The sequence below is a fragment of the Acinetobacter sp. YH12120 genome (assembly GCF_013418795.1).
Taxonomy (GTDB): domain Bacteria; phylum Pseudomonadota; class Gammaproteobacteria; order Pseudomonadales; family Moraxellaceae; genus Acinetobacter; species Acinetobacter towneri.
Genome location: NZ_VPBI01000030.1, coordinates 1 through 24,935 on the forward strand (window position 1 = coordinate 1; position 24,935 = coordinate 24,935).

Here is a 24,935-nt window from a genome sequence, read left to right on the forward strand (position 1 = left end):
AAAGTTTTACGTACTTTAACTGAATCAACCTATGAAATTCAGCCTCAGCAAAGTCATTATGAATCTCTCGAAGTAGATGAGTTCTGGAATTTTGTTGGAAATAAAAAGAATAAACAATGGCTTATTTTTGTTCAAAAGTCATATTTTACCTCGGAGAAACCGGACATTTTTATTTTGGAGTTACATCTCTGTTTCGTATAACAGCCATTATGTTAAATGAATGATAATTGACATTTTGTTCATTAATACTGATATGCAACGAATTTTATTATATGTCACCCCTCAATTACAAATATAAATGACTGCTCGTCTAATCATCTCCATTACACAATTAAATGTTAAAATGCATAGCTACTTCATCTAAGATAAAATATATGTATCCAAATCTACAGCACAGCTTCGAAAACAGCGTCATTCTCGTTGTAGAAGATGATTATGATATTGGTGACATTCTTGAAAAATACATAAAAAATGAAAACATGCAGGTCATCCGTGCATTGGATGGACAACAAGCTTTAGAGTGCCTAAAAGCCAACTCTATCGACCTGATTCTCCTTGATATTAAATTACCCAAACTAAATGGCTGGGAAATTCTACAAATCATCCGTCAAACAAGTCATTTACCTGTCATTATGCTGACTGCCTTAGATGATCAAGTGAATAAGATCATGGGGCTAAAAATGGGTGCTGATGACTTTATTATTAAGCCATTTAACCCAAACGAAGTGATTGCACGAATACAAGCCGTACTTAGACGAAGTACAAGCCAAAATATGGAAATAACTAATATTATTCGTTATAGAAATATTGAAATTAATCCAGATCATCATCAAGTTTACATTTCAAATGGTCAAAGAAATCAGTTGCTCAACCTTACGTTAACTGAGTATAAGATACTGTTTTTGATGGCAAAAACACCGAATAAAGTCTTTACACGTAATGAATTGATCCAAAACTGTATGCCTGAAAGTGATGCTTTAGATCGCACTGTAGATAGCCATATCAGCAAATTACGCAAAAAACTTGAAGAAAATGATGTAAATGGCTTATTAATCAATGTCCGTGGCGTGGGGTATCGCTTAGATCAAAATCATGAAATTTAACTTTTTTAAAAATTCTGTTGGAATTAACTTCCAGTTTATTATCATGATGAGCCTATTCAATTTAGGCATTACGCTGTTATCTTTCATGATTGGCTATTTTGTTTATAGCTGGGCGATAAAAATAGGTTTTCTAAATACACAAGTTATTAATTCAAATGAATTTTCAGTTACCTCCGTTGACTTTATCTGGCTGTTTTTAGTGCTATTAACAGGCTTTTTTCTTTCTACTATCCTCGCCTTTAAATATGGAAAACGCTATACACAGCCAATTAGTGATTTAGCAGATGTTATTCAACAAATTCAACAAGGCAATTTAGCACTCAGAATTAAACAGCCACATCATGATATTCCACATGAAATCAAGTCTCTTATTGAGAACTTCAATGAAATGGCAAACCAACTTGAAGTATCAGTTAAGAATTCAACTGTTTGGAATGCTGCAATTGCACATGAATTACGAACACCTGTGACAATATTACAAGGTCGCTTGCAAGGTATTGTCGATGGTATATTTATTGCCGATAAAGCTTTACACCTAAGCTTATTGAACCAAGTCGAAGGCTTATCTTACCTTGTGGAAGATTTACGGACACTGACACTTATTGAAAATAAACAATTACGATTAGAACTAGAAAAGACCAATTTAAAAAATAGTATTGAAAAATGTCTGCAGATGTTTAATGAACGGTTTCATGTTAAAGGTTTAACTATTGTTTTAAATTTGACGGATAAATTGGTTTGCGTTGATATAAGAAGGATGGAACAGGTCTTTATTGCATTGTTCTCTAACTTTCTAAGATATTCGAATGCTGGAAAAATAAATATTACATCTGTAACCACAGCAGAACATTGGGTATTGACGTTTGAAGATGAAGGTCCTGGTATTGATGAATCGCATCTTAAACACCTGTTCAAACCCTTCTATCGACTGGAAGACTCTAGATCATGTCTAGATGGCGGTACTGGATTAGGCTTGGCAGTGATTGATGCAATTATTGAAGCACACCAAGGTCATATTTATTATTCTAAATCCAAAAACTTAGGTGGCAGCTGTTTTACTATTCAACTAAATCGTAAGACATCAACTCATTTATAATGTGTTAAGTTCAGATTAATACGGCTTAATTTAAACCATAAATTTAAGATAAATTGATGTCTGAACTTAACCATTCTGTTTGATGATCCTCAAATAAATTTCATCACAATGAATTCTCATCTCGATATTTAGCTAGCATAAAAAATACCACAATGGAGAGTATCCCGATGATAATCCCTGCTGTTAATAATAAATTAACATGAGCTGAACTGAAGGCAATTTTACCTGCGTTAATCAATGCTGTACCTTGTTCAACGGGTAACTGGCTCGCCACTAAATAGGTATCACCAATCGAAAGTCTGGCTTTTTCTGCTAAAACAGCAGTTAAATCTGACGGCACTTGAAGATGACTGCCAAATATATAGGCCATGAAAACACCAAATAAAGTAATACCTAGTCCTGTACCCAGTTCATAACCTGTACTTTCAAGTGAACCTGCCGCACCGCCCTTTTCTGCAGGTACTGAGCCCATGATCGCAATGGATGAAGCTGTTAAACCAATACTCAGTGTTAATCCAATCGAAGCTAAAATAAAGGGAACGATGATTCCCGGATGATGAAAATCTGAATAACTCAAACTGACCAACGCAATTGCTGCCAATATTAATGACATGGTCGCAACCAGACGGAGTCCAAATTTATTGGATAAAAAACCAGCAATAGGCCCGCCAATAGCGGCCGCAACCATAATCGGAACCATAAAAAGACCGGCTTGCAGCGGTGTTAAACGAATGACATATTGCAGCTCCATTGCCAAAGTTAACTCAACCCCTGCCAAAGCGCCTGCAGCAACCATTGCCATAATAATGCCGGCTAAAATAGCAGGACGTGAAAATAGCGAAAGATCTAGCATCGGCTGAGGAGAATTCAGCTGTTTGCGTACAAATATGGTTAATAAGCCGATAGATAAAACGACCAAAGGCAAGACAATCAACAACGACTGTTTACCGCCTAAGCCTGCTTTTAGTGCATATACAAACGAAATCAAACCGACAATCAGCAATAGCGCTTGACCAAATGCCCAATGTCCAGGGGTTATAGCTTCTTTTCGGGACAATAAGAAATAGCACATTGGTGCGACAACCAGCATGATTGGGACGTTAATCAGGAAAACTGAACCCCACCAGAAATATTCTAACAATCCCCCACCAATGAGCGGTCCAATGGCGGCACCGGCTGATCCGATTGTGCCCCAAATACCCAGCGCAATGGCACGTTCGCGACTGTCTTCGAAGGTTCTGCGAATAATACCCAATACACAGGGCATAATCATGGCACCGCCTAATGCTAATAAAGCACGTGCGGCAATCAGCATAGAAGCCGTTTGGGAAAATGCCGCAAGGACTGAGGCAATTCCAAATATAACCAAGCCAATCAGCAGAATCTTACGATTGCCGACACGATCAGCCAAAGTTCCCATCGGAACTAAAAGTCCAGCCATAAGTAATGGATAAATATCAATAATCCATAAGACTTGGTTACTTGTGGCACTCAGCGATTGGGTTAATGAGGGAACCGCAACATGCAGTACAGTCATATCAATCACAATCGGCAGAAATGCAAGCACGACAGCGAGCAATATCCACCAGCGTTTCGGATCAAGATTGGTAGCTTTCATGATTAAACCTATATTGATGGTTTATTAAATCAATTCTGAAATAAAGATGTAAATGAAAGATTTGTTGTGGGCTAAACTCGTTAACCCACAGCTTTTATTCTCAGTTTTGATGCTTAATGTGCCGCTTTACGTTTCGAGAATTTCTCAACCATGCTCATGACGACAATAAAGAAAATCGGTACAAAAATAACAGCTAGAATTGTTGCGCTGATCATGCCGCCAAAGACGCCTGTACCAATCGCTTTTTGAGTTTCAGAACTAGCGCCACTGGCAATGACTAAAGGAATAACGCCACAGGTAAATGCCAAAGATGTCATTAGGATTGGACGTAAGCGCAATTTAGCGGCTGCAACGGTTGCCTCCACTAAACCCATTCCTTCTTCTCTTAGTGCTTTTGCAAACTCAACAATCAAAATAGCATTCTTTGCAGATAGACCAATAATCGTGATCATGCCGACCTTAAAGAAAATATCATTTGGCATACCACGTAACATTACTGCTAAAAAGGCGCCAATCAACCCTAGAGGGACAACTAGCATCACAGAGAATGGAATTGACCAGCTTTCATAAAGCGCTGCCAAGACAAGGAAAACGACTAACATCGACAACAGTAATAAAAACAAGGTTTGTGATTCCGACTGTTTTTCTTCTAGAGAAATCCCAGTCCACTCATAACCCACACCTTTCGGAAGTTGTTCAATCAAATTTTCCATCTCAGTCATGGCTTGTCCTGAAGATATACCTGCTGCTGGACTGCCAGAAATACTCAATGATGGACGACCGTTGTAACGATTGTATTGTTGTGGGGAATGTTGCCAAATTGGAGTAATTATTTCAGACATTGAAACCAATTTACCGCTTTGACTGTTCACCTTAATCTGAAGAATATCTTCAATACTCATGCGTGATTTGGCATCAAGTTGCACAATGACTTGCTGCATACGGTCATGATTTGGAAAATCATTGATATACATCGAACCCATTGAGGTTGAAATAATATCGGTCACATCACTGAAATTAACACCTAATGCCTGCAATTTATCTCTATCAATTTTAAGCTGTACAGAACTGCCATCTGGCAAACCTTCAGGATAGACCTCCGCCACGATTTTACTTTGTGCTGCTAATGCTAAAAGCTGATCTTGTGCTTCTCTTAAAGCAGGCATGCCAATATTGCCACGATCTAATAATCTCAGTGAAAAACCAGATGAGTTACCCAATTCATCAATTGCTGGTGGTAACACAGACATGGTTTGACCTTCTGAACTTTCAGCCATCGCTATATTGGCATTATTCACGACTTCTTGTGCCGTAATAGTACGCTCTTCGAATGGCAATAGATTGGTAAAATACATCGCTGTATTCTGACCAGATCCACTAAAACCAAAACCTAAGACCGCCATATTGTCTTTAATCCCCGTTTCTTGGTCTAAATAATTTTGAAACTCAGCAACGACTTTACGGGTACGTTCTTGAGTTGCATCCGCAGGAAGTTGAATCGAAGTCATAAACCACCCCTGATCTTCTTCTGGCATAAACGCAGTCGGAACGTGTTTAAAACTAAAAATCAGCACAATGACAATGCCTAAGAAACATAACATTGCGAGGGTTTTATGTTTAATTACTTTAAATAAACTGCGTTCATAGCGATTGTTCAGCTTCTCAAAACTGCGATCAAACGATGCAAAAACACCCTTTTTCTGATGGTCTTGATCAATCGGTTTTAACATCGTTGCACATAACGCAGGGGTTAATGTCAGTGCAAGGAAAGCTGAGAATAAAATTGAAACCGACATGGTAATGGTGAACTGACGATAGATAATCCCCACTGAGCCTGACGCCAATGCCATCGGCAAGAATACAGCGGCTAACACTAAGGTGATGCCAATAATCGGATTGGTAATTTCCTTCATGGCTTTAGATGTGGCTTCAACTGGAGATAAGCCTTCTGTCGCCATAATGCGTTCAACATTCTCAATGACCACAATCGCATCATCGACAATAATCCCGATCGCAAGCACCATACCGAACATGGTCAGCACATTAATCGAAAAACCAGCAAGCAGCATGACTGAGAATGTGCCAAGCAATGCAATCGGTGCAACAATCGCCGGAATTAAGGTGTATCGAACATTGTGTAAAAAGATAAACATGACAATAAAAACTAATGCCATAGCTTCAAGCAATGTCATGATTACTTTTTCAATCGAGATTTTTACAAAAGGTGCAGTGTCGTAAGGTATAGAGAATTTCATACCATCAGGCAGTGCTGAACCTAACTGTTCAATTTTCGCTTTAACACCTTCTGCAGTCTTGACAGCGTTGGCACCAGGACTCATTTGTATCGCCACAGCTGTAGAGGCTTTGCCATTTTCTAAAATCGCAAAGTTATACATCTGTGCCCCGATTTCGACACGAGCGACATCCGACAGTCGAACATTGGCGCCATTTTGTTGAGCACGTAAACTAATTTTCTTGAATTGCTCTACAGTTTCTAATTGACCTTGAGCAGTTAAAGGAATAGTAATTTGTTGCCCCGTCAAAGCAGGAACATCACCAATACGACCTGGTGATATCGGCAAGTTTTGGTTTTGGATGGCTGTATTCACATCTTGAATACTCAATCCATAAGAAACCAAACGATCTGGATCGACCCAAATCCGCATGGCTTTTTCAGCACCAAAATTTTGGACTTTACCAACACCGTCAACCCGCTTTAATTCTTCAATCACATAGCGAGTCATATAGTCACTGACATCAATTTCACTATATTTGCCATTCGGTGAACTTAAGCCCACCATCATTAAAAAACCAGACGACGCAGCATCGACCATCAGCCCTTGTTGTCGCACTGTTTGAGGTAAGCGTGACTCAATGGCTTTAATTTTGTTTTGCACATCAATTTGTGCAAGTTCTACATCTGTACCTGGTTTAAATGTTGCGGTGATTGTTGCTGTTCCAGAACTATCTGAACTTGAACTGTAATAAAGTAAGTTTTTGACACCTGACATTTCCCGCTCAATCAAGGTCACAACACTATCATTCAATGTTTTTGGCGTAGCACCTGGATAGATTGCCGTAATACTAATCTGTGGTGGCGCAACACTTGGGAATCGTGCAATAGGTAACTTGGGGATGCTTAGTACACCCAACAGAATAATAAATAAAGCAATCACCCATGCAAAAATAGGACGCCTAATGAAAAATTGGGACATTATTGCTGTCCTCCATTTTCCTTAATATTTGTAGGTTGCCACTGCTTAATTTTTAATTTTTGCTCAGGCTGTATACGATCAGCCCCTTCAACAATGACTTTCTCACCTGCTTGTAACCCTTGTTTGATCACATAGTTATTTTGATAACGTTGACCAAGCTGAACAGGCTTGCTTTGCGCTAAACCTTTTTGATTAACAATCGTAACATTGGCTTTACCACTAATATCATGTTGAATCGCTTGTTCTGGAACTAGGAGCGCATTTTCAACTTGAGCTCGGCTCATATTGACTCGAACATACATGCCTGGCAAAAGTTTTTGATTTTCATTATTGGCTAAAATACGGATTGTGACATCACCCGTATCAGGATCAACTTTAGTATCCGAAAATAGGATTTCACCTGTAACGTTATAAGGTTTACCCTGACTATTTAGGATTTCAACCGTATGTTTGGTATTTGACACGTCACCTTGCTGTAAAGCTTCCTGTAGTTTTTCATAATCACTAATTGATTGCTTTACATCAACATAGACTTTATTAATCTGTTGTATTACGGCCATTGCATTAGTATCACCTTGACCAACTAATGCACCCTCAGTCACTAAGATTTCACCAATCGTTCCCGAGATAGGGGCTGTAACAGTCGCATATTTAAGATTAAGTTGTTGTCTGCTTAACATGGCTTGCATTTGCGCCACATCGGCTTTTGCTTTTTGATAATCTGCTTCGGTATTGTTGTATTCCTGCTGACTAACCGCATTTACTTTTACTAATTCAGTGTAGCGTTTTAACAGCACCTGCAAACGTGTCACCTCAGCTTGTGCACGGTTTAAAGTGGCTTGATTGCTTTTTACATCTGCCTGAAATATTTCAGAATTCAATTTAAAAAGCGGTTGACCTGCTTGCACATAAGAGCCTTGCTTAAAAAGTACTTTATCAACAATTCCACCTACTTGCGGGCGAATTTCAGCAATACGGTAAGCGACAACACGGCCTGGAAGATTTTCAATTAAATTCATGGAATGCGGTAATACCGTGATGGTACTGACAACCGCTGGTGGCATTTCTGTTGGGGACTGTTCAGCATCTTTGGCTTGTGTACAGCCGATTAAAAGTACAGTTGTAATAAGTATTGAACCTATTAAATGATAATGTGTTGACATGCTTTTTCAGAGGGGGGGTTTTAGATACTACTATTTTGAAATAGCAGTGTTTATGAATTGCTGATGTTGTGTGGAGATTGTGTGGAGATTGTGTGGAGAGATTAAAAGATTTATTTTTTAATGACACGCTTAAACAGCGTGGCTTGTAAATTAGTATAAATAATTTTGTTGTTCTACAATTTTGATCGTATCTTAGTTTTTTCTCATAGTTCATGAACTTTAAAATTCTAAACCAAGACTAATATTTATATAAGCAATTGAAAATACAATACATAGTTTCTTTATACACTTATGAAGTGAACTTTAGGTGAACATAAGTTAAATAGAAATTTTTAATTAGTTCAGCACAAACGTACAATCTTTAAGGCCTATAACTCGATACCGTTCTCTCTTTGATGTTTATTGCTATCTAATTGAGTGAACTCTGTGGAAATATTTCTTTATACATTAAGCGTTATGTATAGCCCAGGCCCTGTAAATTTTATGGGGCTAAATTCTGGCCTTACAGGTCAATTAAAAAAGACTATAGGATTTTACCTAGGCATTGGTTTCGCCATGTTGATCTTATTCGTATTGTTTGGCTATATAGGTGAAGCTGTTATTCCACATGGATTGATTCATTATATTGCTTTAGCGGGTGCAATTTATACATTCTACTTGGCTATAAAAATGATTAGGGCGAATGTAGAAACAACTCAACAGCAAGAAAGCCATCTAACATTCTTAAATGGCTTATTTATTCAGTTATTAAATCCAAAAGCCATTCTCGTCATTCTACCTGTTACGACAATTATGTACCCTGCAGCCAAAATCACAGGAATCATGATCTTGATAGTTTCTTTACTGATTTCACTTGGTGCTGTTGGCGCACCATTCACCTATGCTCTGGTTGGAAAAGTATTAGGCAACAAAATTGCTAATCCTATCTGGTTTAATCGGCTAAATAAGCTGATGGGTATACTCTTGATTTTATCAGGGCTTTTTATGTTCAAAGATTTTCTTAATGGAATAAATCTGCTGTAGGACAAATTAGCCGTTCAAATCGAACGGCTATCTTTTAATATTTATCATTTTCCATTGAGTGGGAGTTAAACCAAATGTTTTTATAAAATGTCTGGTCATATGACTCTGATCAAAAAAGCCTGCATTTAAAGCAGCATTAACAATAGACTCCCCTTGAGCAAGGTAGAACTTAACTGTTTCTAAGCGACGCATGATCATATAACGGTGTGGGCTAGTTCCAAATAATAATCGGAAATCACGAGAAAGGCTCCAGCGGTCACGATCAGCATGTTTCTCTAAATCTGACAAACTTAAGTTTTCATGTGGATACGCCAAAATACACTCACGCGCTCTCTCTGCTGCCTTGTAGTCAAATTTTTTGTTTTGGTTAGATGAAGTATCTGAAATTTCACACAGTGTAGTTGCCAAATCAAATAGAGCATCTTCCTCTTCTAGGGTATCCATATAATTATTTATATTATTTAGAAAGCTATCCATTGCCCTAAACAGGCGAATATCATTACTTAAGCCATGTCTGATAAAAGGCAAAGGTTTACCCTTTAAAATGGTTTGGATCATCGCTGGTTCGATGTAAATCATTCTATAGCGATAGCCATCTAATGTTCCTGATTCACCATCATGCTTTTCATCCGGGTGTAGAACCATAGTCATGCCTGGCAAGCTATGTTGCAATGTACCTTTGTAATGAAAGTTTTGAACTCCGGAAAGAGTCCTGCCAATAGCATAAGTATCATGTCGGTGAGGTTTATAAGCATAATTGGAAAGAAATGCTTCAATTCTTTCTAATTTATGATTTTGAGTGGGGGATCTCACAATCCAATTATTTCCACTGGAGAAATCAGGCATAATTGATGGCCAATTTTTCGTAGATTCTATTGTAGATTATTTTTCACTTTTCCTAAAATTAACATAATACACGTTATACGAAGTTGAAATGAAAAATGGAGCTTAAAGCTCCCTTTTTTACTAGTTTTTTTTAAATTGCTAAGCGTAAATTCAGTGCTTTTACGACTTTAATAACAGTATCAAAGCTTGGATTTACATCGCCAGAAAGTGCTTTATAAAGACTTTCTCGACCTAAACCAGTGTCTCTTGATAATTGAGCCATTCCTTTAGCTTTAGCAATATTACCTAAAGCTTTTGCAATGAATGCCGCATCACCATTAGATTCATCGATACAGGCTTGTAGGTAAGCTTGCATATCTTCTTCTGTTTTAAGATGTTCAGCACTGTCCCATTTGCGAAGTTTGATAGCCATTTACAGCTCCTCCTCTAAATCTTGTGCTAATTGTAGGGCAAGTTTTATATCTTTACTTTGCGTAGACTTGTCTCCGCCTGCTAAAAGAATAACGACCCTTTGCCCTTGCTTACAGTAATAGATCCTGTAGCCAGGTCCAAAGAAGAAACGTAATTCAGAAACACCTTCACCTACTGGTTCAGTATCTCCAAAGTTTCCATCTTCAACCCGATCAATTCGGACTTGTATACGTCTTTTTGCCTGCAGGTCTTTTAACTTAGTAAACCAGTCATCAAAGACTTCAGTGGTATATATTGAGTACATAAGAGTAATGTATCCTATAGGATACATTCATGCAAGAAATAAACTTGAATGTATGGGGCTACAACAGAATTTCGTATAACCACCATTATGTTAAATAGATAGCAGTTGGGAGATTATTTATTCTTTCAATAGACAAAAACTTGCGGAATTTTTCTTAATTTGTAATCCTTGCGGCCAAGGGTGTCTAGCGTAGCTAAGACAGGTATTCGTTATAGTCGGGCCGCTATAATACGGATGACGAGTGCCTGTATGTTTAACCTAAATATCTTTAACAAGATCTCTAGCGAAGTATTGACCATCAAAAATGATCTTGAGCTGAATTCTGAAAATCAACTGATAACTAAGTATAAGACTTCTACTTCTGAAGATTATAAACAGGCTATTGTTTTGATTTTTAAAGAACGTGGCTATACACGTTTGGAAATAGGTCAATTACTTGGGGAGCCAAAAGCTTCATAAAATACCGATTAAACAAAGCTTGGATATAACATCCAGGCTTTATAAAAAAGTACCTAGCTGTTACCCTTGTCCTGATTTTTTTACTCTAAAACGTTCTTTCATCTTATGACACTTACGCCACCTTAAGTTTATTTATCGTCTTAAATCTGTAAATAACTCATCACTGTCTAGTGATGTGGTGTAGTCGTTTGTGTGTTGTATATATCACATCACTAGCCTATCTGAAAAATTAAAAAACAGGCTATGTTTATGTTATCTAATGTCCGAGAACAGTGGTTCTCTAACATCCGTGGGGATGTACTTGCCGGATTAGTCGTCGGTCTTGCACTCATCCCTGAAGCCATCGCATTTTCAATTATTGCAGGTGTAGATCCTAAAGTTGGTCTATACGCATCCTTCTGTATTGCCGTCGTGATTTCTTTCGTAGGTGGTCGTCCTGCCATGATTTCAGCAGCCACTGGTGCAATGGCGCTGCTTATGGTCACATTGGTCAAAGAGCATGGGCTTGAATATCTGCTGGCAGCAACAATTTTGACAGGCGTGATTCAAATATTGGCAGGCTATTTAAAGCTCGCCAAGTTAATGCGGTTTGTATCTAAATCTGTGGTTATTGGATTCGTAAATGCGTTAGCGATCTTAATTTTCATGGCTCAATTGCCTGAACTGATTAATGTGACCTGGCATGTATATGCTTTTGTTGCTTTAGGTTTAGCAATTATTTATCTATTCCCTCTGGTTCCCAAATTAGGAAAATTACTCCCTTCTCCACTAGTCTGCATCATTGCAATCACATTATTGGCAATCGCTTTAGGAATTGATGTACGGACCGTGGGCGATATGGGGTCTTTACCTGACACACTTCCAATGTTCTTGATTCCAGATATTCCTTTGAATATTGAAACATTGATGATTATTTTGCCTTATTCAGTCGCACTGGCGGCTGTAGGTTTACTTGAATCGATGATGACAGCAACTATCGTGGATGAAATGACTGATACGCCAAGTGATAAATATCAGGAATGTAAGGGACAAGGGATTGCGAATATTGCTTCTGGCTTTATGGGTGGCATGGCCGGTTGTGCAATGATTGGTCAATCTATGATTAACGTAAAATCAGGTGGCCTTACACGCTTATCAACATTCTCTGCGGGCATTTTTCTTCTTATTCTGGTTGTATTTATCAGCGACTGGCTCAAAGTGATTCCAATGGCTGCATTGGTAGCGGTAATGATAATGGTCTCTATCAGTACCTTTGAATGGAGTTCTGTCACTCAGTTAAAAGATAATCCTAAGAGTAGTAATATCGTCATGATTGCGACGGTGATTGTAGTTGTTGCTACGCATAACCTGGCTTTGGGTGTGTTAACAGGCGTATTACTTTCAGCCTTGTTCCTGGCGAATAAACTTGAAAATGATATCCAGGTGACAGCATCTTTTGAAGGAATGGCCCGTTTATATGAGTTGAGAGGTCAGATCTTCTTTAGTTCTTCTGAAAAATTCATGCAAGGTTTTGACTTTAAAGAGGATGTAAAGGAGGTGATTATTGATTTGACCCATTCTCACATTTGGGATGTAACATCAGTCGCCATGCTTGATTCTGTTGTAAATAAATTTCAAAAGAATGGTGCGAATGTCACAGTACGTGGTCTAAATGAAGCCAGTTCGATCATGATTGATAAGTATGGGACACATGCCAGAATTTAAGTTTTAAAAATTCTATATTTATATAGAATTTCTAAAATTAACATAATACACCTTATACGAATCTAAAAATGGGAGCCTTTAGCTCCCATTTTTACTATATTTTTAAAGTTTTAAGCGTGTTGTACTGTGAGTTTTAAGCCTAAAGCATTTACTACACGATTAATCGTATCAAAACGTGGTGCTGAATCCTGACGTAGGGCTTTGTAGAGTGCTTCACGCCCAATCCCTGCTTCTTTAGCGATTTGAGTCATGCCACGAGCTTTAGCAATAACACCAAGTGCATGGGCTAATTCAGCTGGATCATTTTCTTCAAGAACCATATTGAGATACATCACAATGTCTTCTTCAGTTTTGAGCGACTCAGCCATATCAAAACTTGGTAAATCAGCGACTTTAACCATTTTAATCCTCCAATGTTTTCGATAGTTTGACTGCCCGATCGATGTCTTGTTGTTGAGTTGATTTATCTCCACCACCAAGCATTACAATCACAACGTCACCATGTTGGATGTAATACATCCTCCATCCAGAACCGAAGAATTCTCTCATTTCCCAAACGCCATCTTGGAGAGGTTTAATGTCTCCCCAGTTTCCACGTTGAACCTTATCTAATCGACGATTCAGGCGGATACGGGTCATATTGTCTTTAATGCCATCCAACCATTCATCAAATTCTGGAAGACGTTTAATTTCAATCATGAGGATTCCTTATCTTCTCACTATATTGTATTCGATCGAATACAATATGCAAGTAATTTATACGAACATCCATTAATTTCGTATAACACCATTATGTTAAATACATAATTTTTTTGGTTAAAATTTAAACTTTTTTACTGTTTTTCAGGCAAGATGCATATTTTTTTGAAGCCATACTTTCCTTGTCAGATGTTCAAACATTTTAAGGAGAAAGCAATGACACAAACAGCGAATGATCAACGTGCTACAGTAAAAAATCCTAATAATATTCAACATGCGCAGAATCAGGACAACCGTAGCCGACAATTGAATCCTAATCATAAACCTACGAAATCTAAATAAGGATGAAAACTATGAGCACAGCAGGTTGGCCTAGTACTACTGGAAATCCATCAGGTGGTGGCCGAGACAATAATCCACCTCGTAAATAAAAATTTATTTATCTTGTAATATCAATTCAGAAGGCCAAAGATATTGGCCTTCTGAAGGATATTTCTTCAGGAAGGCTTCCCATATCACGATAAAATCTTCTGATGTAGCTAACGTAGAAACGCTGGCTGTTTTTTGAAAATGTTTATAATAAAAGTCTTGCCAAAAATATATTAACCATAGGCCAGCTATGGCATTAATACTTTCAAACCACTTATCTTCTGGAAGTTCATTTTTCAGGAATAAATAATTCTCTTCTGAGACTTGTTCATAAATTTCATCATTTTTAAACTCACCATAAGGTAGACCTAGGAACTCATAGACTTCATTCAAGTAGCATAGTCTTCTGTTTTCTCTAACTTTTTTAATTAGTTGTATAAATTCTTTAATTTGTTCATCTTCGAGAGAAGGATCTAACCATTGCTCAAAACCATTAGTTGGAGGAATAGTCTTCAGAATCTCGACTTTATGTCCTTTTGTTGCTTCAAACTTTGCATTTATCTTTAAGATAAATAAAAGAAAATCTGTAAAAGTTTTTGATGGGAAGTATGGTCGTTTATTTTTAAACTTAAACTTTAATGCTTGGTTTAGTGAGATTGATTGGAATCCCCACTTCTTAGAAATTAAATGATCTAAGTGAATTAAAATTAGCAGTATATTGACGCCAGAATTTCTAAGCATCTCATGACTAATAATATTCTTTAAATCACCGTTAAAGCTAAAGTTATTTACCAGAAAATCATGTAGTTTGCAGACATCTTCATATAAAAAATTATTTTTTTCTAATTCTGAAAATAGCTTTATATGCTCATTCCAATAAAAAAAATCGTTATTCTTAATTGGATATAGTTCTAAGATTTTTAAGCAGTATGCAAAATTATAGTTTTCTTCATCTACAGCTAAAGAAGTTGCTGAATTAAGTACGAAAAACCCCATTTCTGAAGCAAATTCGGATTTAATTTTAACTTTAGCTATTTCATCATTTTTAAATGGAACATTAGTATATTTTTTCTCAATTTTACCTAGTTTCTTAGCCAGGTTTTTATCCATATTTTTCAATATTAAACAGTAGAATTCTAAAGGATTCATGGATGCCCTAATTTTTTAAAAAATCTAAAATTAACATAATACACCTTATACGAAATGCGTTTGTAACTCCAAAATAGAAATGTCCGGTTTCTCCAAAGTAAAAATGTCCGCTTTTAGAATATGCGCTTTTGCGATTATCGAAGCGGACGGTTTGATATGTTGGTGTCTATGTCGGATAAAGAACTTAAACGATTGTCGGTCGTGCAGGAAATCTGCGATCAACGCATAACTCAATCCCAGGCTGCTCAGCTACTTCATATTTCAGAACGTCAGATCAGGCGTTTACTGCAAAAATACAAAGCTCAAGGCCCAGCTGCATTAGCCCATGCCGGTCGTGGTCAAACCAGCAATTCCAGGCTTCCTGAAGAACTCAGGCTCAAGTGCCTCAATATGGTTGCTGAGCAATTCCATGGTTTCGGACCCACTTTAGCGCATGAAAAGCTGACTACCATTCATGGATTCGATATTTCAGTGGAAACCCTGCGTTCCTGGATGATTGCAGCCGATTTATGGATTCCTCGCTCCAAACGCCTGAAACGCCCATATCAGCCTCGTTATAACCGGGACTGTTATGGTGAACTGATCCAAATTGATGGCTCACATCATGACTGGTTTGAAGGAAGAGCCCCTAAATGCTGTCTATTGGTGTTTATCGATGACGCCACAGGAAAATTGCAGCACTTACGCTTCTGTGAGTCAGAATCAGCCTTTGACTATATGATTTCAACACGTTTGTATGTTGAGCAGCATGGTAAGCCTTTAGCCTTCTACAGCGATAAACATTCAGTCTTCAGGGTGAATCAAAGCAGCAAGAAAGACACCAAGATTACGCAATTTGGGCGCGTACTCAGCACCCTGAATATCGATATTATCTTCGCTAATTCACCACAGGCCAAAGGCCGTGTAGAACGAGCCAATAGAACGCTTCAGGACCGTCTGATCAAAGAAATGCGCCTGGAAGGCATCTGTTCGATTGAACAAGCGAATGCCTGGCTACCCTGCTTCATTGAGCAATTCAATCAGAAGTTTGCCAAGATGGCCTTTAATCCCAAGGATCTACACCGGACTGTCACTGAAACAGCCGAAGAATTAGATGATATTTTTACCTGGCGTGAACCCCGCAGAGTCACGAATAGCCTGACGATTACTTATGATAAATGCGTATATCTCCTGGAAAACACGGAAGAAAACCAAAGATTGATTAGTAAGTATCTTGAGTTCCTGGAATACCCGGATGGTACAGTCGCGATTGAATATCAGGGAAGAAAAATCAATTACAGCATCTTCGATAAATTAAGTCAGCTTAACCAGCGAGAGATTGTTGAGAATAAACGTTTAGGTGCAGTTCTCAATCATATTCAACAACAGCATGAAGAATTGGAACAGCAAAACAAACGTAATCGTTCTCAATCTATGCCAAGCAGACGTGCACAGAAGACAGTAATCAAAGAACGAAATCTGAATCCTGTGCTTGACTTGGAAATGTCTGTATAGGACATTTCTATTTGGTTTTAAGGTAGGACATTACTACTTAGGAATAACAGCGTTATAATTCTCTATAGAAATCAATGCTGTAGTTTCTAGTTGATAGCCCATCTTCCCCAAGGTGGGCTTTTTTTATGATTTTTCACGTTCCACGCTTATTATTTAATCAAAAGACCTCTTGCGAAAGTATAGTTTATCTAATTTTTGAATTGGCTAAAACCTCATAAAATATAGCTTTTGGCTGCTTAAAATTTGACTAACGCAAGAATTCTAAAGTTTCTCAACTTTGATTAGCTCAAATAAATACCATTTCTCTTTTTCTAGGTCTCTTTAAATCACGAATTATGTAACTATAGAGTATAGCCTAACGGAACAAAATAAAGTCTTAAAAAGCAACTCAAAAACCGTATTTATAGACTTAATATTTAATTTCGGTACAATATGTATTTAATTATCTAAACTCTAACGGTACAGAATGCCTAATCAGGTCGGATATATTCGAGTCAGTTCAACTGAACAAAATACTGAACGTCAATTAGATGGAATCAGCCTGGATAAGACCTTTACTGAAAAGGCAAGCGGTGGTAGCCGTGAACGTCCTCAGTTAAATGCAATGCTCGACTATCTGCGTGAAGGTGATACGGTGCATGTTCATAGTATTGATCGTCTGGCACGTAATACAAATGATCTGAACGAAATTGTGAATAGTCTGAATGATCGTGGTATAACCATTATTTTTCATAAAGAGAATTTGACCTTCAGTCATGATGTAGCACAATCGGCAATAAATAAACTCATGTTTCAGATGCTTGCTGCATTTGCAGAGTTTGAACGCTCCATGATCCGTGAGCGTCAAAAGGAAGGAATTGCAAAAGCCAAAGCGAAGGGCTTATATAAGGGAAGAAAGCGGAAGGTTGACTATGTTGAAATACGAAAAGCAATGGCTGAAGAAAATTCAACATTTAGAGGTGTTGCAGAAAAGTTTAAAGTAGGGATAGCAACAGTACAAAGAGCTTTAAAAGAAGAAACTAATAATCAATAAGGTTGATTAATGAAGACGCTTAGATATTCAAATTTAGAAAAGATCATGACCATTTATACTGAAATTTCTACTTATATTACATTTCATAATGCGACTGGTTTAACAGATATAAATAAATCAATGGAAGATTTTTGAACCGTACCGGGTTTGTCGGAGACCAAGCTTTCTGAGAGAATGTCCCGATGAAAAAAGTAAAATATACCCCTGAAATCAGAGAAAGAGCGGTTCAATTATTGATTGAATCCGAGAAAGATTATCCATCGAATTGGGCTGCGATCACCGCTATTGCTCCCTGAGCAGTATACTGCGCAAGGGTTGTACTCCTGAAACACTACGTGTTTGGTATCAAAAATATTTAGATAAACAAAATCCAGTTAAAGTACAGCAGCTTTCAGACCAAGAACGTATCAAACAACTCGAACGCGAAAATAAAGAACTGCAACGCGCCAATGAAATTCTACGTAAAGCAGCCGCTTTTTTCGCCCAGGCGGAGCTCGACCGCCCACACAAATAATGGTGGATTTTATCCATAATAATAAAGAGCTGTACGGAGTCGAGGCGATTTGTAGAATTTTACCGATCGCACCTTCAACCTATTACCGGACTCTAGATCTCTGTGAAAATCCAGAACATCGAGCAAAGCGAGATTTACATGACTTGCATCATGCTGAGGAGATTAAACGAATTTGGAAGGAAAGTTCAGGTCGGTATGGTGTACGTAAAGTCTGGCAAAAACTGAAACGTGAAGGCTATATTATTGCGCGCTGTACTGTTGCTCGATTAATGCAAAAGCTAGGTATAAAAGGTGTTTGGCGTGGTAAGAACAAACAAACCACCCGTAGCCGAGATGATCAAAAACGAGCGGATGACTTGGTAAAACGTAATTTTACTGCTGATCATCCTGACCAACTGTGGGTGAGTGACTTTACGTATATTCAAACAAATTCAGGCTGGGTTTATACTGCATTTATTATTGATGTGTTCTCACGAGCAATTGTTGGATGGAAAGTATCGACACGGATGAATACAGATATGGTGCTCGATGCATTGGAGCAAGCATTTAGGGCGGCAGAGGGGGCTGGAACGCTGAGTGCGCCCATGCCGCATTGCAAAGCAAAAGATAATCGGATAAAATGTAGCAATTCATATTCGTAAGCGTGGAGTAATCAGATGGGAAATTCCAAGTCAGCAGACAAGTAAGCCGCAACAACCAGTATTGTTGTTGCGGCGCTCTGTAAGGCTAGTCTCATCTGATTGCTGACGAGCAGACGTCGCCCGGTATTCCTTAATCGAGGGTTGATTCGTCATGACCACCACACGCCCCGCGTGGGCCTATACGCTGCCGGCAGCACTGCTGCTGATGGCTCCTTTCGACATCCTCGCTTCACTGGCGATGGATATTTATCTCCCTGTCGTTCCAGCGATGCCCGGCATCCTGAACACGACGCCCGCTATGATCCAACTCACGTTGAGCCTCTATATGGTGATGCTCGGCGTGGGCCAGGTGATTTTTGGTCCGCTCTCAGACAGAATCGGGCGACGGCCAATTCTACTTGCGGGCGCAACGGCTTTCGTCATTGCGTCTCTGGGAGCAGCTTGGTCTTCAACTGCACCGGCCTTTGTCGCTTTCCGTCTACTTCAAGCAGTGGGCGCGTCGGCCATGCTGGTGGCGACGTTCGCGACGGTTCGCGACGTTTATGCCAACCGTCCTGAGGGTGTCGTCATCTACGGCCTTTTCAGTTCGATGCTGGCGTTCGTGCCTGCGCTCGGCCCTATCGCCGGAGTATTGATCGGCGAGTTCTTGGGATGGCAGGCGATATTCATTACTTTGGCTATACTGGCGATGCTCGCACTCCTAAATGCGGGTTTCAGGTGGCACGAAACCCGCCCTCTGGATCAAGTCAAGACGCGCCGATCTGTCTTGCCGATCTTCGCGAGTCCGGCTTTTTGGGTTTACACTGTCGGCTTTAGCGCCGGTATGGGCACCTACTTCGTCTTCTTCTCGACGGCTCCCCGTGTGCTCATAGGCCAAGCGGAATATTCCGAGATCGGATTCAGCTTTGCCTTCGCCACTGTCGCGCTTGTAATGATCGTGACAACCCGTTTCGCGAAGTCCTTTGTCGCCAGATGGGGCATCGCAGGATGCGTGGCGCGTGGGATGGCGTTGCTTGTTTGCGGAGCGGTCCTGTTGGGGATCGGCGAACTTTACGGCTCGCCGTCATTCCTCACCTTCATCCTACCGATGTGGGTTGTCGCGGTCGGTATTGTCTTCACGGTGTCCGTTACCGCGAACGGCGCTTTGGCAGAGTTCGACGACATCGCGGGATCAGCGGTCGCGTTCTACTTCTGCGTTCAAAGCCTGATAGTCAGCATTGTCGGGACATTGGCGGTGGCACTTTTAAACGGTGACACAGCGTGGCCCGTGATCTGTTACGCCACGGCGATGGCGGTACTGGTTTCGTTGGGGCTGGTGCTCCTTCGGCTCCGTGGGGCTGCCACCGAGAAGTCGCCAGTCGTCTAACCGACGACTGGTAGCAGGCCCGCTCCGATGCGGCGCACTAACCATCGAAACCTCGTGAATGTCGGTATCCTGTCTGGCAGGATACCGCTCATTTCCCTTGTTCAGTTCATCGCCGTCGCCGAGCATCTGAATTTTCGGCATGCGGCCAAGGCACTTGGTATCAGCCAGTCGAGCGTCAGCGCGCGTGTGAAAGCGCTGGAGGATAACCTTGGTGTCCTGCTATTTGAGCGCCATGCGCGGGGCGTTCGGCTAACAGACGCAGGCAGGCACTTCATGGAGCGTGTCACGGCGGGTGTCGATCAACTCGATCACGCAGTGAAGACCGCAGGCATGACAGCTCAAGGAGAATACGGCCGGCTTCGCATCGGCATCCATGCCTTAATCCCACGCAGCTTTCTCACGGAGCTGATCCGTCATTATCGGGAAGAACATACGGGCATTGAGGTTGAGATCACCGAAGGCACAGCCCGCGATGCGGTGATGCAGCTTCGTGCTGACCAGCTCGACGTGGTGTTCGTCGCGGGCAAGCCCGAGATGCCCGACTGCCATACCCGACCGATCTGGACCGAACCGCTGGTGGCCGTGCTATCGGATGGGCATCGCCTCGCCGGGCAGTCCGCAATCACTTGGTCCGATCTGGTCGGCGAGACTTTCATTGTTCGCTATGGTGGCACCGGCCCGCAGGTCCATGACCATATCGTGCTGCGCCTTGCCGGGCGTTGGCCCGCACCGTCGATCCGGCGCTTTGATGTGGGGCGCGACACGCTGCTATCTATGGTCGGACAAGGCTTCGGCATCACTATCGTCGGCGAGGCAACGTCATTGTTGCCGACGACCGGCATCGTCTTCCTGCCCTTCCTCGATGAACCGGAGCCGGTTGCCTTTACAGCCGTCTGGTCGCCGTTCAATCGCAACTCCGCACTGAAAAATCTACTCAACCTCGCAGGCAAAATGAAGCGTGACGGCGATTCGCCCAATCGTTTCCTGGATGGCACTCGACCGGCACGATAACGGCACAGGCGATCCATCCTATTTGCCGCCGATAGTATCCGGCAGCCCTCCGGCATCCTCTTTCCTGTTGCCCGTCCCGATTTTGCCTACTCTCTGATCGGCTCCGTCTCTTTTGCCGACTGGAGCCTGCATTGCGCGGAGGCCGAATCCTTTGGGGTCAGATCGCCGTAGTCATCACCATCGTTCTGGTGATGACACTGAGAAATTTGACGATAATCAAAATACTGACCTGCAAAGAAGCGCTGCATACGTCGATAAAATGATTGTGGTAAACACTTGATGGGCAAGGCTTTAGATGCAGAAGAAAGATTACATGTTTGCTTTAAAATAATCACAAGCATGATGAGCGCAAAGCACTTTAAATGTGACTTGTTCCATTTTAGAGATTTGTTTAAGATAAGATATAACTCATTGAGATGTGTCATAGTATTCGTCGTTAGAAAACAATTATTGTGACATTATTTCAATGAGTTATCTATTTTTGTCGTGTACAGAGATTATTATAGAAGCCCCCATGAATAAATCGCTCATCATTTTCGGCATCGTCAACATAACCTCGGACAGTTTCTCCGATGGAGGCCGGTATCTGGCGCCAGACGCAGCCATTGCGCAGGCGCGTAAGCTGATGGCCGAGGGGGCAGATGTGATCGACCTCGGTCCGGCATCCAGCAATCCCGACGCCGCGCCTGTTTCGTCCGACACAGAAATCGCGCGTATCGCGCCGGTGCTGGACGCGCTCAAGGCAGATGGCATTCCCGTCTCGCTCGACAGTTATCAACCCGCGACGCAAGCCTATGCCTTGTCGCGTGGTGTGGCCTATCTCAATGATATTCGCGGTTTTCCAGACGCTGCGTTCTATCCGCAATTGGCGAAATCATCTGCCAAACTCGTCGTTATGCATTCGGTGCAAGACGGGCAGGCAGATCGGCGCGAGGCACCCGCTGGCGACATCATGGATCACATTGCGGCGTTCTTTGACGCGCGCATCGCGGCGCTGACGGGTGCCGGTATCAAACGCAACCGCCTTGTCCTTGATCCCGGCATGGGGTTTTTTCTGGGGGCTGCTCCCGAAACCTCGCTCTCGGTGCTGGCGCGGTTCGATGAATTGCGGCTGCGCTTCGATTTGCCGGTGCTTCTGTCTGTTTCGCGCAAATCCTTTCTGCGCGCGCTCACAGGCCGTGGTCCGGGGGATGTCGGGGCCGCGACACTCGCTGCAGAGCTTGCCGCCGCCGCAGGTGGAGCTGACTTCATCCGCACACACGAGCCGCGCCCCTTGCGCGACGGGCTGGCGGTATTGGCGGCGCTGAAAGAAACCGCAAGAATTCGTTAACTGCACATTCGGGATATTTCTCTATATTCGCGGTTCAGCAGGCATGTCCCCTTTGAGGGCGACCCGACGACAGGATAATCGACCTTATGGTGCGCAAATATTTCGGCACAGACGGTATTCGTGGCAAAGCCAACGAAGGCGCGATGACGGCGGAAACCGCCTTGCGCGTCGGCATGGCGGCTGGCCGTGTCTTTCGTCGCGGTGACCACCGCCATCGTGTCGTGATCGGCAAGGATACGCGCCTGTCGGGCTATATGCTTGAACCCGCGCTCACAGCCGGTTTCACCTCGATGGGCATGGACGTATTCCTTTTTGGCCCGCTGCCGACAACGTAATAGGAAGAATAAACGCCCTTTTCACCCAAGTCCAAATTAATTTGCCGATTCCATAATCAGGGTGTATTACAATTCCATAGAGTTTTTCAATCCAGGTGGTTTAGCTGATAACTTAACGATTGATCAGCTTCTTCGTGAAGATTACTCGCCATGGGCGCGCAATAAAAGGATATCTGCCACGTTCAAAGAAGCGCATTTTATTGAAAAATATGGGTCAGGCATCAAACGAATCCAAGAAGGCTTCGCATCCTATGGTCTGCGTCCCCCTGTCTTTGAAAATTTCCAGCACGGTTTTCGAGTTATTGTCTCATCAAAGCTACTTTTCGAATCTAATGAGGGAGTAAGTGAGGGAGTAAATCTACTATTTAATCAGATAAGAACTAATCCAGGAAAGCGTGCACCATTTTTAGTAAACGAGCTATTAGTTCCTGTCAAGATAGTAGAGCGGTGGCTCAAAATCTTAAGAGATGATCATAAAATCGAGTTTCGAGGAGCTCCTAAAAGTGGAGGATACTGGCTAAAATAGAAATCAATGATACTCTTAAGTGGCACCAATCGAACTCCTATTTTAGCATTTAAAAAAGTATCCTCACATCATTTTATTGAACAATACCTAAGGCTGCTCTGGCGGCATTGATATGATTATCGTCGTTGCACTCTACCGCAAAAGCGCCATATGCTAATGGAGCTGCAGCAGCCCTCTCTATAGATTGTTCGTAGAGCCTATCCCATATCGTTCCGCCTTGTTTAGCATACTCCGTTATCAAACTCTTCAGGCTATCCTCTCCAAAAACCGATACGTGACCAGAAAAGTCCAGTGCAGGATCACCCATATGCGCAGTAGACCAATCTATGATACCAGAGGTCTTACCTTCCTTCGAGGTTAAGACATGCCCTGCATAGAGATCGCCATGGATGAAACAAGTGAATTCAGGCCACAAAGGGTCATTGTCCAACCATCTACGGTATCTGTTTTCCAACGGCTCGCTGATACCTATCTCAGATTTCACCAAGTGGATACGGTCAGCTATTTCGGTCCTCAATTCACTTGGAGTCATTATTTTCAAGTTGCTCTTTCTCACATCGTCAGCTGTAATACGATGTAATTCGGCCAATGATTTTGCCAGAGACTCCACATAAGCTATGCTATCGCGATCTATGTTCCAAGAAACCTCATGTGTTATCGCATCGAATGTCAGAGCAGGCGCATCCTCCAGTAAAGGGTAGGCTATTAGGCGCTCCGATACAATTTTCCAATCAGGGACATTGATCGACAGGTTTCTTTTGGCTAAATCCAATATTCTACTTTCATTTTCGATTTGTTCAAGCATATCGCTTCTTCGAGGTATACGGAGTACCCAGTTCTCACCGTTTACTTCCTTTACAAAGGCAACTCTAAAGTCGATGCCCATCTCATTGACGCTCATCTCTTCCGAAATTCTCAGCCCATGCTCTAGGGCTAATGTTTGCATATCTTCGATTGTCATTTCTATACTGTTTTCTTTTATTAAATTGGTACCAGTTCCCCCGACAGGACATTCTGAATGTCATATACAGGTGTAACACTTTACCCATATTCTTTTCGTATGGATAACACTTCCCATCAGGGAACAAAAATCTGATACATGAATTAATTGTGAGACAGTAGACCTACTGTCGCATTGAAGCCATCTCGGCGACTATTTGATTAGGAAAACCAAGGCTTTGCCATCATAGCCTTATCATAGAAGTATAACATAGTTGTAAAGATAGAAAATTATTTTTTATTCATCCATGATGTTATTATTTTATAATAACATCATCTAAACATGTCCTGTCGCTCTTTTGTGCTGTGATATTTCATACCTATTAACTGCTTTCGTTTGAATTATACGACGTTCTACTCACAATAGGGCAAGGGTTACTCATTCCGTAGGATGCGGTTCACGTATAGGAAGAATAAACGCCCTTTTCACCCAAGTCCAACAGCTTTGGACCGCAGTTGACTCTTTCGACACCCCTGCGATGCAACCCAATCCGGCTGACGGGGAGCCAGCAACGCTGAAAATTTAC

23 protein-coding genes, 4 pseudogenes and 1 other annotated feature are annotated in these 24,935 nt (G+C 41.3%); of the genes and pseudogenes, 16 read left to right on the forward strand and 11 right to left on the reverse strand.

Annotated elements, in window-relative coordinates:
• The 3 genes and pseudogenes from FTU58_RS12835 to adeS form a co-directional block, all read left to right on the forward strand.
• Positions 1 to 129 (forward strand): annotated as a pseudogene (locus tag FTU58_RS12835) (IS1 family transposase); the annotation flags it as partial.
• 245 nt (positions 130 to 374) lie between these two features.
• On the forward strand, positions 375 to 1,103 hold the full coding sequence (adeR, locus tag FTU58_RS12840) for an efflux system response regulator transcription factor AdeR (protein WP_032073130.1): 729 nt from the start codon (positions 375 to 377) through the stop codon (positions 1,101 to 1,103).
• Positions 1,093 to 2,199: a two-component sensor histidine kinase AdeS gene (adeS, locus tag FTU58_RS12845; RefSeq protein ID WP_032073131.1), complete on the forward strand. Its 1,107-nt coding sequence runs from the start codon at positions 1,093 to 1,095 to the stop codon at positions 2,197 to 2,199. Before adeR ends, adeS begins: the two co-directional genes overlap by 11 nt.
• 103 nt (positions 2,200 to 2,302) lie before the next feature.
• Here adeS and FTU58_RS12850 read toward each other — a convergent pair whose 3' ends face one another.
• The 3 genes from FTU58_RS12850 to FTU58_RS12860 all read right to left on the reverse strand — a co-directional run bounded on the left by FTU58_RS12850 (position 2,303) and on the right by FTU58_RS12860 (position 8,195).
• On the reverse strand, positions 2,303 to 3,817 hold the full coding sequence (locus FTU58_RS12850) for an MFS transporter (RefSeq protein ID WP_032073148.1): 1,515 nt from the start codon (positions 3,815 to 3,817) through the stop codon (positions 2,303 to 2,305).
• Positions 3,818 to 3,930: 113 nt separating this feature from the next.
• Positions 3,931 to 7,035, reverse strand: coding sequence for a multidrug efflux RND transporter permease subunit (locus tag FTU58_RS12855; RefSeq protein WP_270915313.1), 3,105 nt, complete (start codon positions 7,033 to 7,035; stop codon positions 3,931 to 3,933).
• Complete coding sequence (locus tag FTU58_RS12860; RefSeq protein WP_032073150.1) at positions 7,032 to 8,195, reverse strand: efflux RND transporter periplasmic adaptor subunit; 1,164 nt, start codon at positions 8,193 to 8,195, stop codon at positions 7,032 to 7,034. Before FTU58_RS12860 ends, FTU58_RS12855 begins: the two co-directional genes overlap by 4 nt.
• Positions 8,196 to 8,621: 426 nt before the next feature.
• On the opposite strand from FTU58_RS12860, the gene FTU58_RS12865 reads away from it, so the two are divergent.
• Positions 8,622 to 9,218 (forward strand): LysE family translocator, encoded by a 597-nt coding sequence (locus tag FTU58_RS12865; RefSeq protein ID WP_074163998.1) that lies wholly within the window; start codon positions 8,622 to 8,624, stop codon positions 9,216 to 9,218.
• A gap of 27 nt (positions 9,219 to 9,245) precedes the next feature.
• On the opposite strand, the gene FTU58_RS12870 is transcribed toward FTU58_RS12865, so the two are convergent.
• From FTU58_RS12870 to FTU58_RS12880, 3 genes are all read right to left on the reverse strand, one after another.
• A complete protein-coding gene (locus FTU58_RS12870) occupies positions 9,246 to 10,064 on the reverse strand; it encodes an AraC family transcriptional regulator (RefSeq protein ID WP_032073151.1) in 819 nt (272 codons plus the stop codon).
• A gap of 130 nt (positions 10,065 to 10,194) precedes the next feature.
• Positions 10,195 to 10,476, reverse strand: coding sequence for an addiction module antidote protein (locus tag FTU58_RS12875; protein WP_000985610.1), 282 nt, complete (start codon positions 10,474 to 10,476; stop codon positions 10,195 to 10,197).
• A complete protein-coding gene (locus FTU58_RS12880) occupies positions 10,477 to 10,779 on the reverse strand; it encodes a type II toxin-antitoxin system RelE/ParE family toxin (protein ID WP_154320144.1) in 303 nt (100 codons plus the stop codon).
• 249 nt (positions 10,780 to 11,028) lie between these two features.
• Between FTU58_RS12880 and FTU58_RS12885 the strand changes: the two genes are divergently transcribed.
• Both FTU58_RS12885 and FTU58_RS12890 read left to right on the forward strand, forming a co-directional pair.
• Positions 11,029 to 11,238: a hypothetical protein gene (locus FTU58_RS12885; RefSeq protein ID WP_004976362.1), complete on the forward strand. Its 210-nt coding sequence runs from the start codon at positions 11,029 to 11,031 to the stop codon at positions 11,236 to 11,238.
• Positions 11,239 to 11,487: 249 nt separating this feature from the next.
• The gene (locus FTU58_RS12890; protein ID WP_026438532.1) at positions 11,488 to 12,942 is read left to right on the forward strand and encodes a SulP family inorganic anion transporter; all 1,455 of its coding nucleotides are present in this window, start codon (positions 11,488 to 11,490) and stop codon (positions 12,940 to 12,942) included.
• A 110-nt stretch (positions 12,943 to 13,052) separates the two neighbouring features.
• On the opposite strand, the gene FTU58_RS12895 is transcribed toward FTU58_RS12890, so the two are convergent.
• Both FTU58_RS12895 and FTU58_RS12900 read right to left on the reverse strand, forming a co-directional pair.
• Positions 13,053 to 13,343, reverse strand: coding sequence for an addiction module antidote protein (locus FTU58_RS12895; RefSeq protein ID WP_004969304.1), 291 nt, complete (start codon positions 13,341 to 13,343; stop codon positions 13,053 to 13,055).
• A gap of 1 nt (position 13,344) precedes the next feature.
• Positions 13,345 to 13,641, reverse strand: a complete 297-nt coding sequence (locus tag FTU58_RS12900) for a type II toxin-antitoxin system RelE/ParE family toxin (protein ID WP_004647749.1) — start codon at positions 13,639 to 13,641, stop codon at positions 13,345 to 13,347.
• A 216-nt stretch (positions 13,642 to 13,857) separates the two neighbouring features.
• Here FTU58_RS12900 and FTU58_RS14125 point away from each other — a divergent pair, with 216 nt between their 5' ends.
• Positions 13,858 to 13,983, forward strand: a complete 126-nt coding sequence (locus tag FTU58_RS14125) for a hypothetical protein (protein ID WP_004969301.1) — start codon at positions 13,858 to 13,860, stop codon at positions 13,981 to 13,983.
• Positions 13,984 to 14,076: 93 nt separating this feature from the next.
• On the opposite strand, the gene FTU58_RS12905 is transcribed toward FTU58_RS14125, so the two are convergent.
• The gene (locus FTU58_RS12905; protein WP_004969299.1) at positions 14,077 to 15,159 is read right to left on the reverse strand and encodes a hypothetical protein; all 1,083 of its coding nucleotides are present in this window, start codon (positions 15,157 to 15,159) and stop codon (positions 14,077 to 14,079) included.
• Between the two features lie 168 nt (positions 15,160 to 15,327).
• Here FTU58_RS12905 and FTU58_RS12910 point away from each other — a divergent pair, with 168 nt between their 5' ends.
• From FTU58_RS12910 to FTU58_RS12930, 6 genes and pseudogenes are all read left to right on the forward strand, one after another.
• A complete protein-coding gene (locus FTU58_RS12910; RefSeq protein WP_179989167.1) occupies positions 15,328 to 16,653 on the forward strand; it encodes an ISNCY family transposase in 1,326 nt (441 codons plus the stop codon).
• A 466-nt stretch (positions 16,654 to 17,119) separates the two neighbouring features.
• Entirely contained in the window at positions 17,120 to 17,686 is a 567-nt protein-coding gene (locus FTU58_RS12915) for a recombinase family protein (protein WP_006581699.1), read from the forward strand.
• A gap of 182 nt (positions 17,687 to 17,868) precedes the next feature.
• Positions 17,869 to 18,841, forward strand: a pseudogene (locus tag FTU58_RS12920) (IS3 family transposase).
• Positions 18,158 to 18,274: a sequence feature (AL1L pseudoknot), on the forward strand. (Overlaps the previous pseudogene by 117 nt.)
• A gap of 151 nt (positions 18,842 to 18,992) precedes the next feature.
• Positions 18,993 to 20,207 carry a chloramphenicol/florfenicol efflux MFS transporter FloR gene (gene floR, locus FTU58_RS12925; protein ID WP_000214122.1) on the forward strand — a complete coding sequence of 405 codons (1,215 nt, stop codon included), beginning with the start codon at positions 18,993 to 18,995 and terminating at the stop codon, positions 20,205 to 20,207.
• Positions 20,208 to 20,234: 27 nt separating this feature from the next.
• Positions 20,235 to 20,534: pseudogene (locus FTU58_RS14180) on the forward strand (LysR family transcriptional regulator); the annotation flags it as partial.
• 3 nt (positions 20,535 to 20,537) lie between these two features.
• On the forward strand, positions 20,538 to 21,218 hold the full coding sequence (locus FTU58_RS12930; protein WP_109354582.1) for a LysR family substrate-binding domain-containing protein: 681 nt from the start codon (positions 20,538 to 20,540) through the stop codon (positions 21,216 to 21,218).
• 197 nt (positions 21,219 to 21,415) lie between these two features.
• Here the strand turns inward: FTU58_RS12930 and FTU58_RS12935 are convergent.
• A pseudogene (locus FTU58_RS12935) lies at positions 21,416 to 21,643 on the reverse strand (IS4 family transposase); the annotation flags it as partial.
• An 89-nt stretch (positions 21,644 to 21,732) separates the two neighbouring features.
• On the opposite strand from FTU58_RS12935, the gene sul2 reads away from it, so the two are divergent.
• The 3 genes from sul2 to FTU58_RS12950 all read left to right on the forward strand — a co-directional run bounded on the left by sul2 (position 21,733) and on the right by FTU58_RS12950 (position 23,409).
• Positions 21,733 to 22,548 carry a sulfonamide-resistant dihydropteroate synthase Sul2 gene (sul2, locus tag FTU58_RS12940; RefSeq protein WP_001043260.1) on the forward strand — a complete coding sequence of 272 codons (816 nt, stop codon included), beginning with the start codon at positions 21,733 to 21,735 and terminating at the stop codon, positions 22,546 to 22,548.
• Positions 22,549 to 22,634: 86 nt separating this feature from the next.
• A complete protein-coding gene (locus FTU58_RS12945) occupies positions 22,635 to 22,883 on the forward strand; it encodes a phosphoglucosamine mutase (RefSeq protein ID WP_071830581.1) in 249 nt (82 codons plus the stop codon).
• Between the two features lie 61 nt (positions 22,884 to 22,944).
• A complete protein-coding gene (locus tag FTU58_RS12950) occupies positions 22,945 to 23,409 on the forward strand; it encodes an ATP-binding protein (protein ID WP_071830580.1) in 465 nt (154 codons plus the stop codon).
• Positions 23,410 to 23,482: 73 nt separating this feature from the next.
• Here FTU58_RS12950 and mph read toward each other — a convergent pair whose 3' ends face one another.
• Positions 23,483 to 24,370: an Mph(E)/Mph(G) family macrolide 2'-phosphotransferase gene (mph, locus tag FTU58_RS12955; protein WP_071830579.1), complete on the reverse strand. Its 888-nt coding sequence runs from the start codon at positions 24,368 to 24,370 to the stop codon at positions 23,483 to 23,485.
• Positions 24,371 to 24,935: the final 565 nt, after the last annotated feature.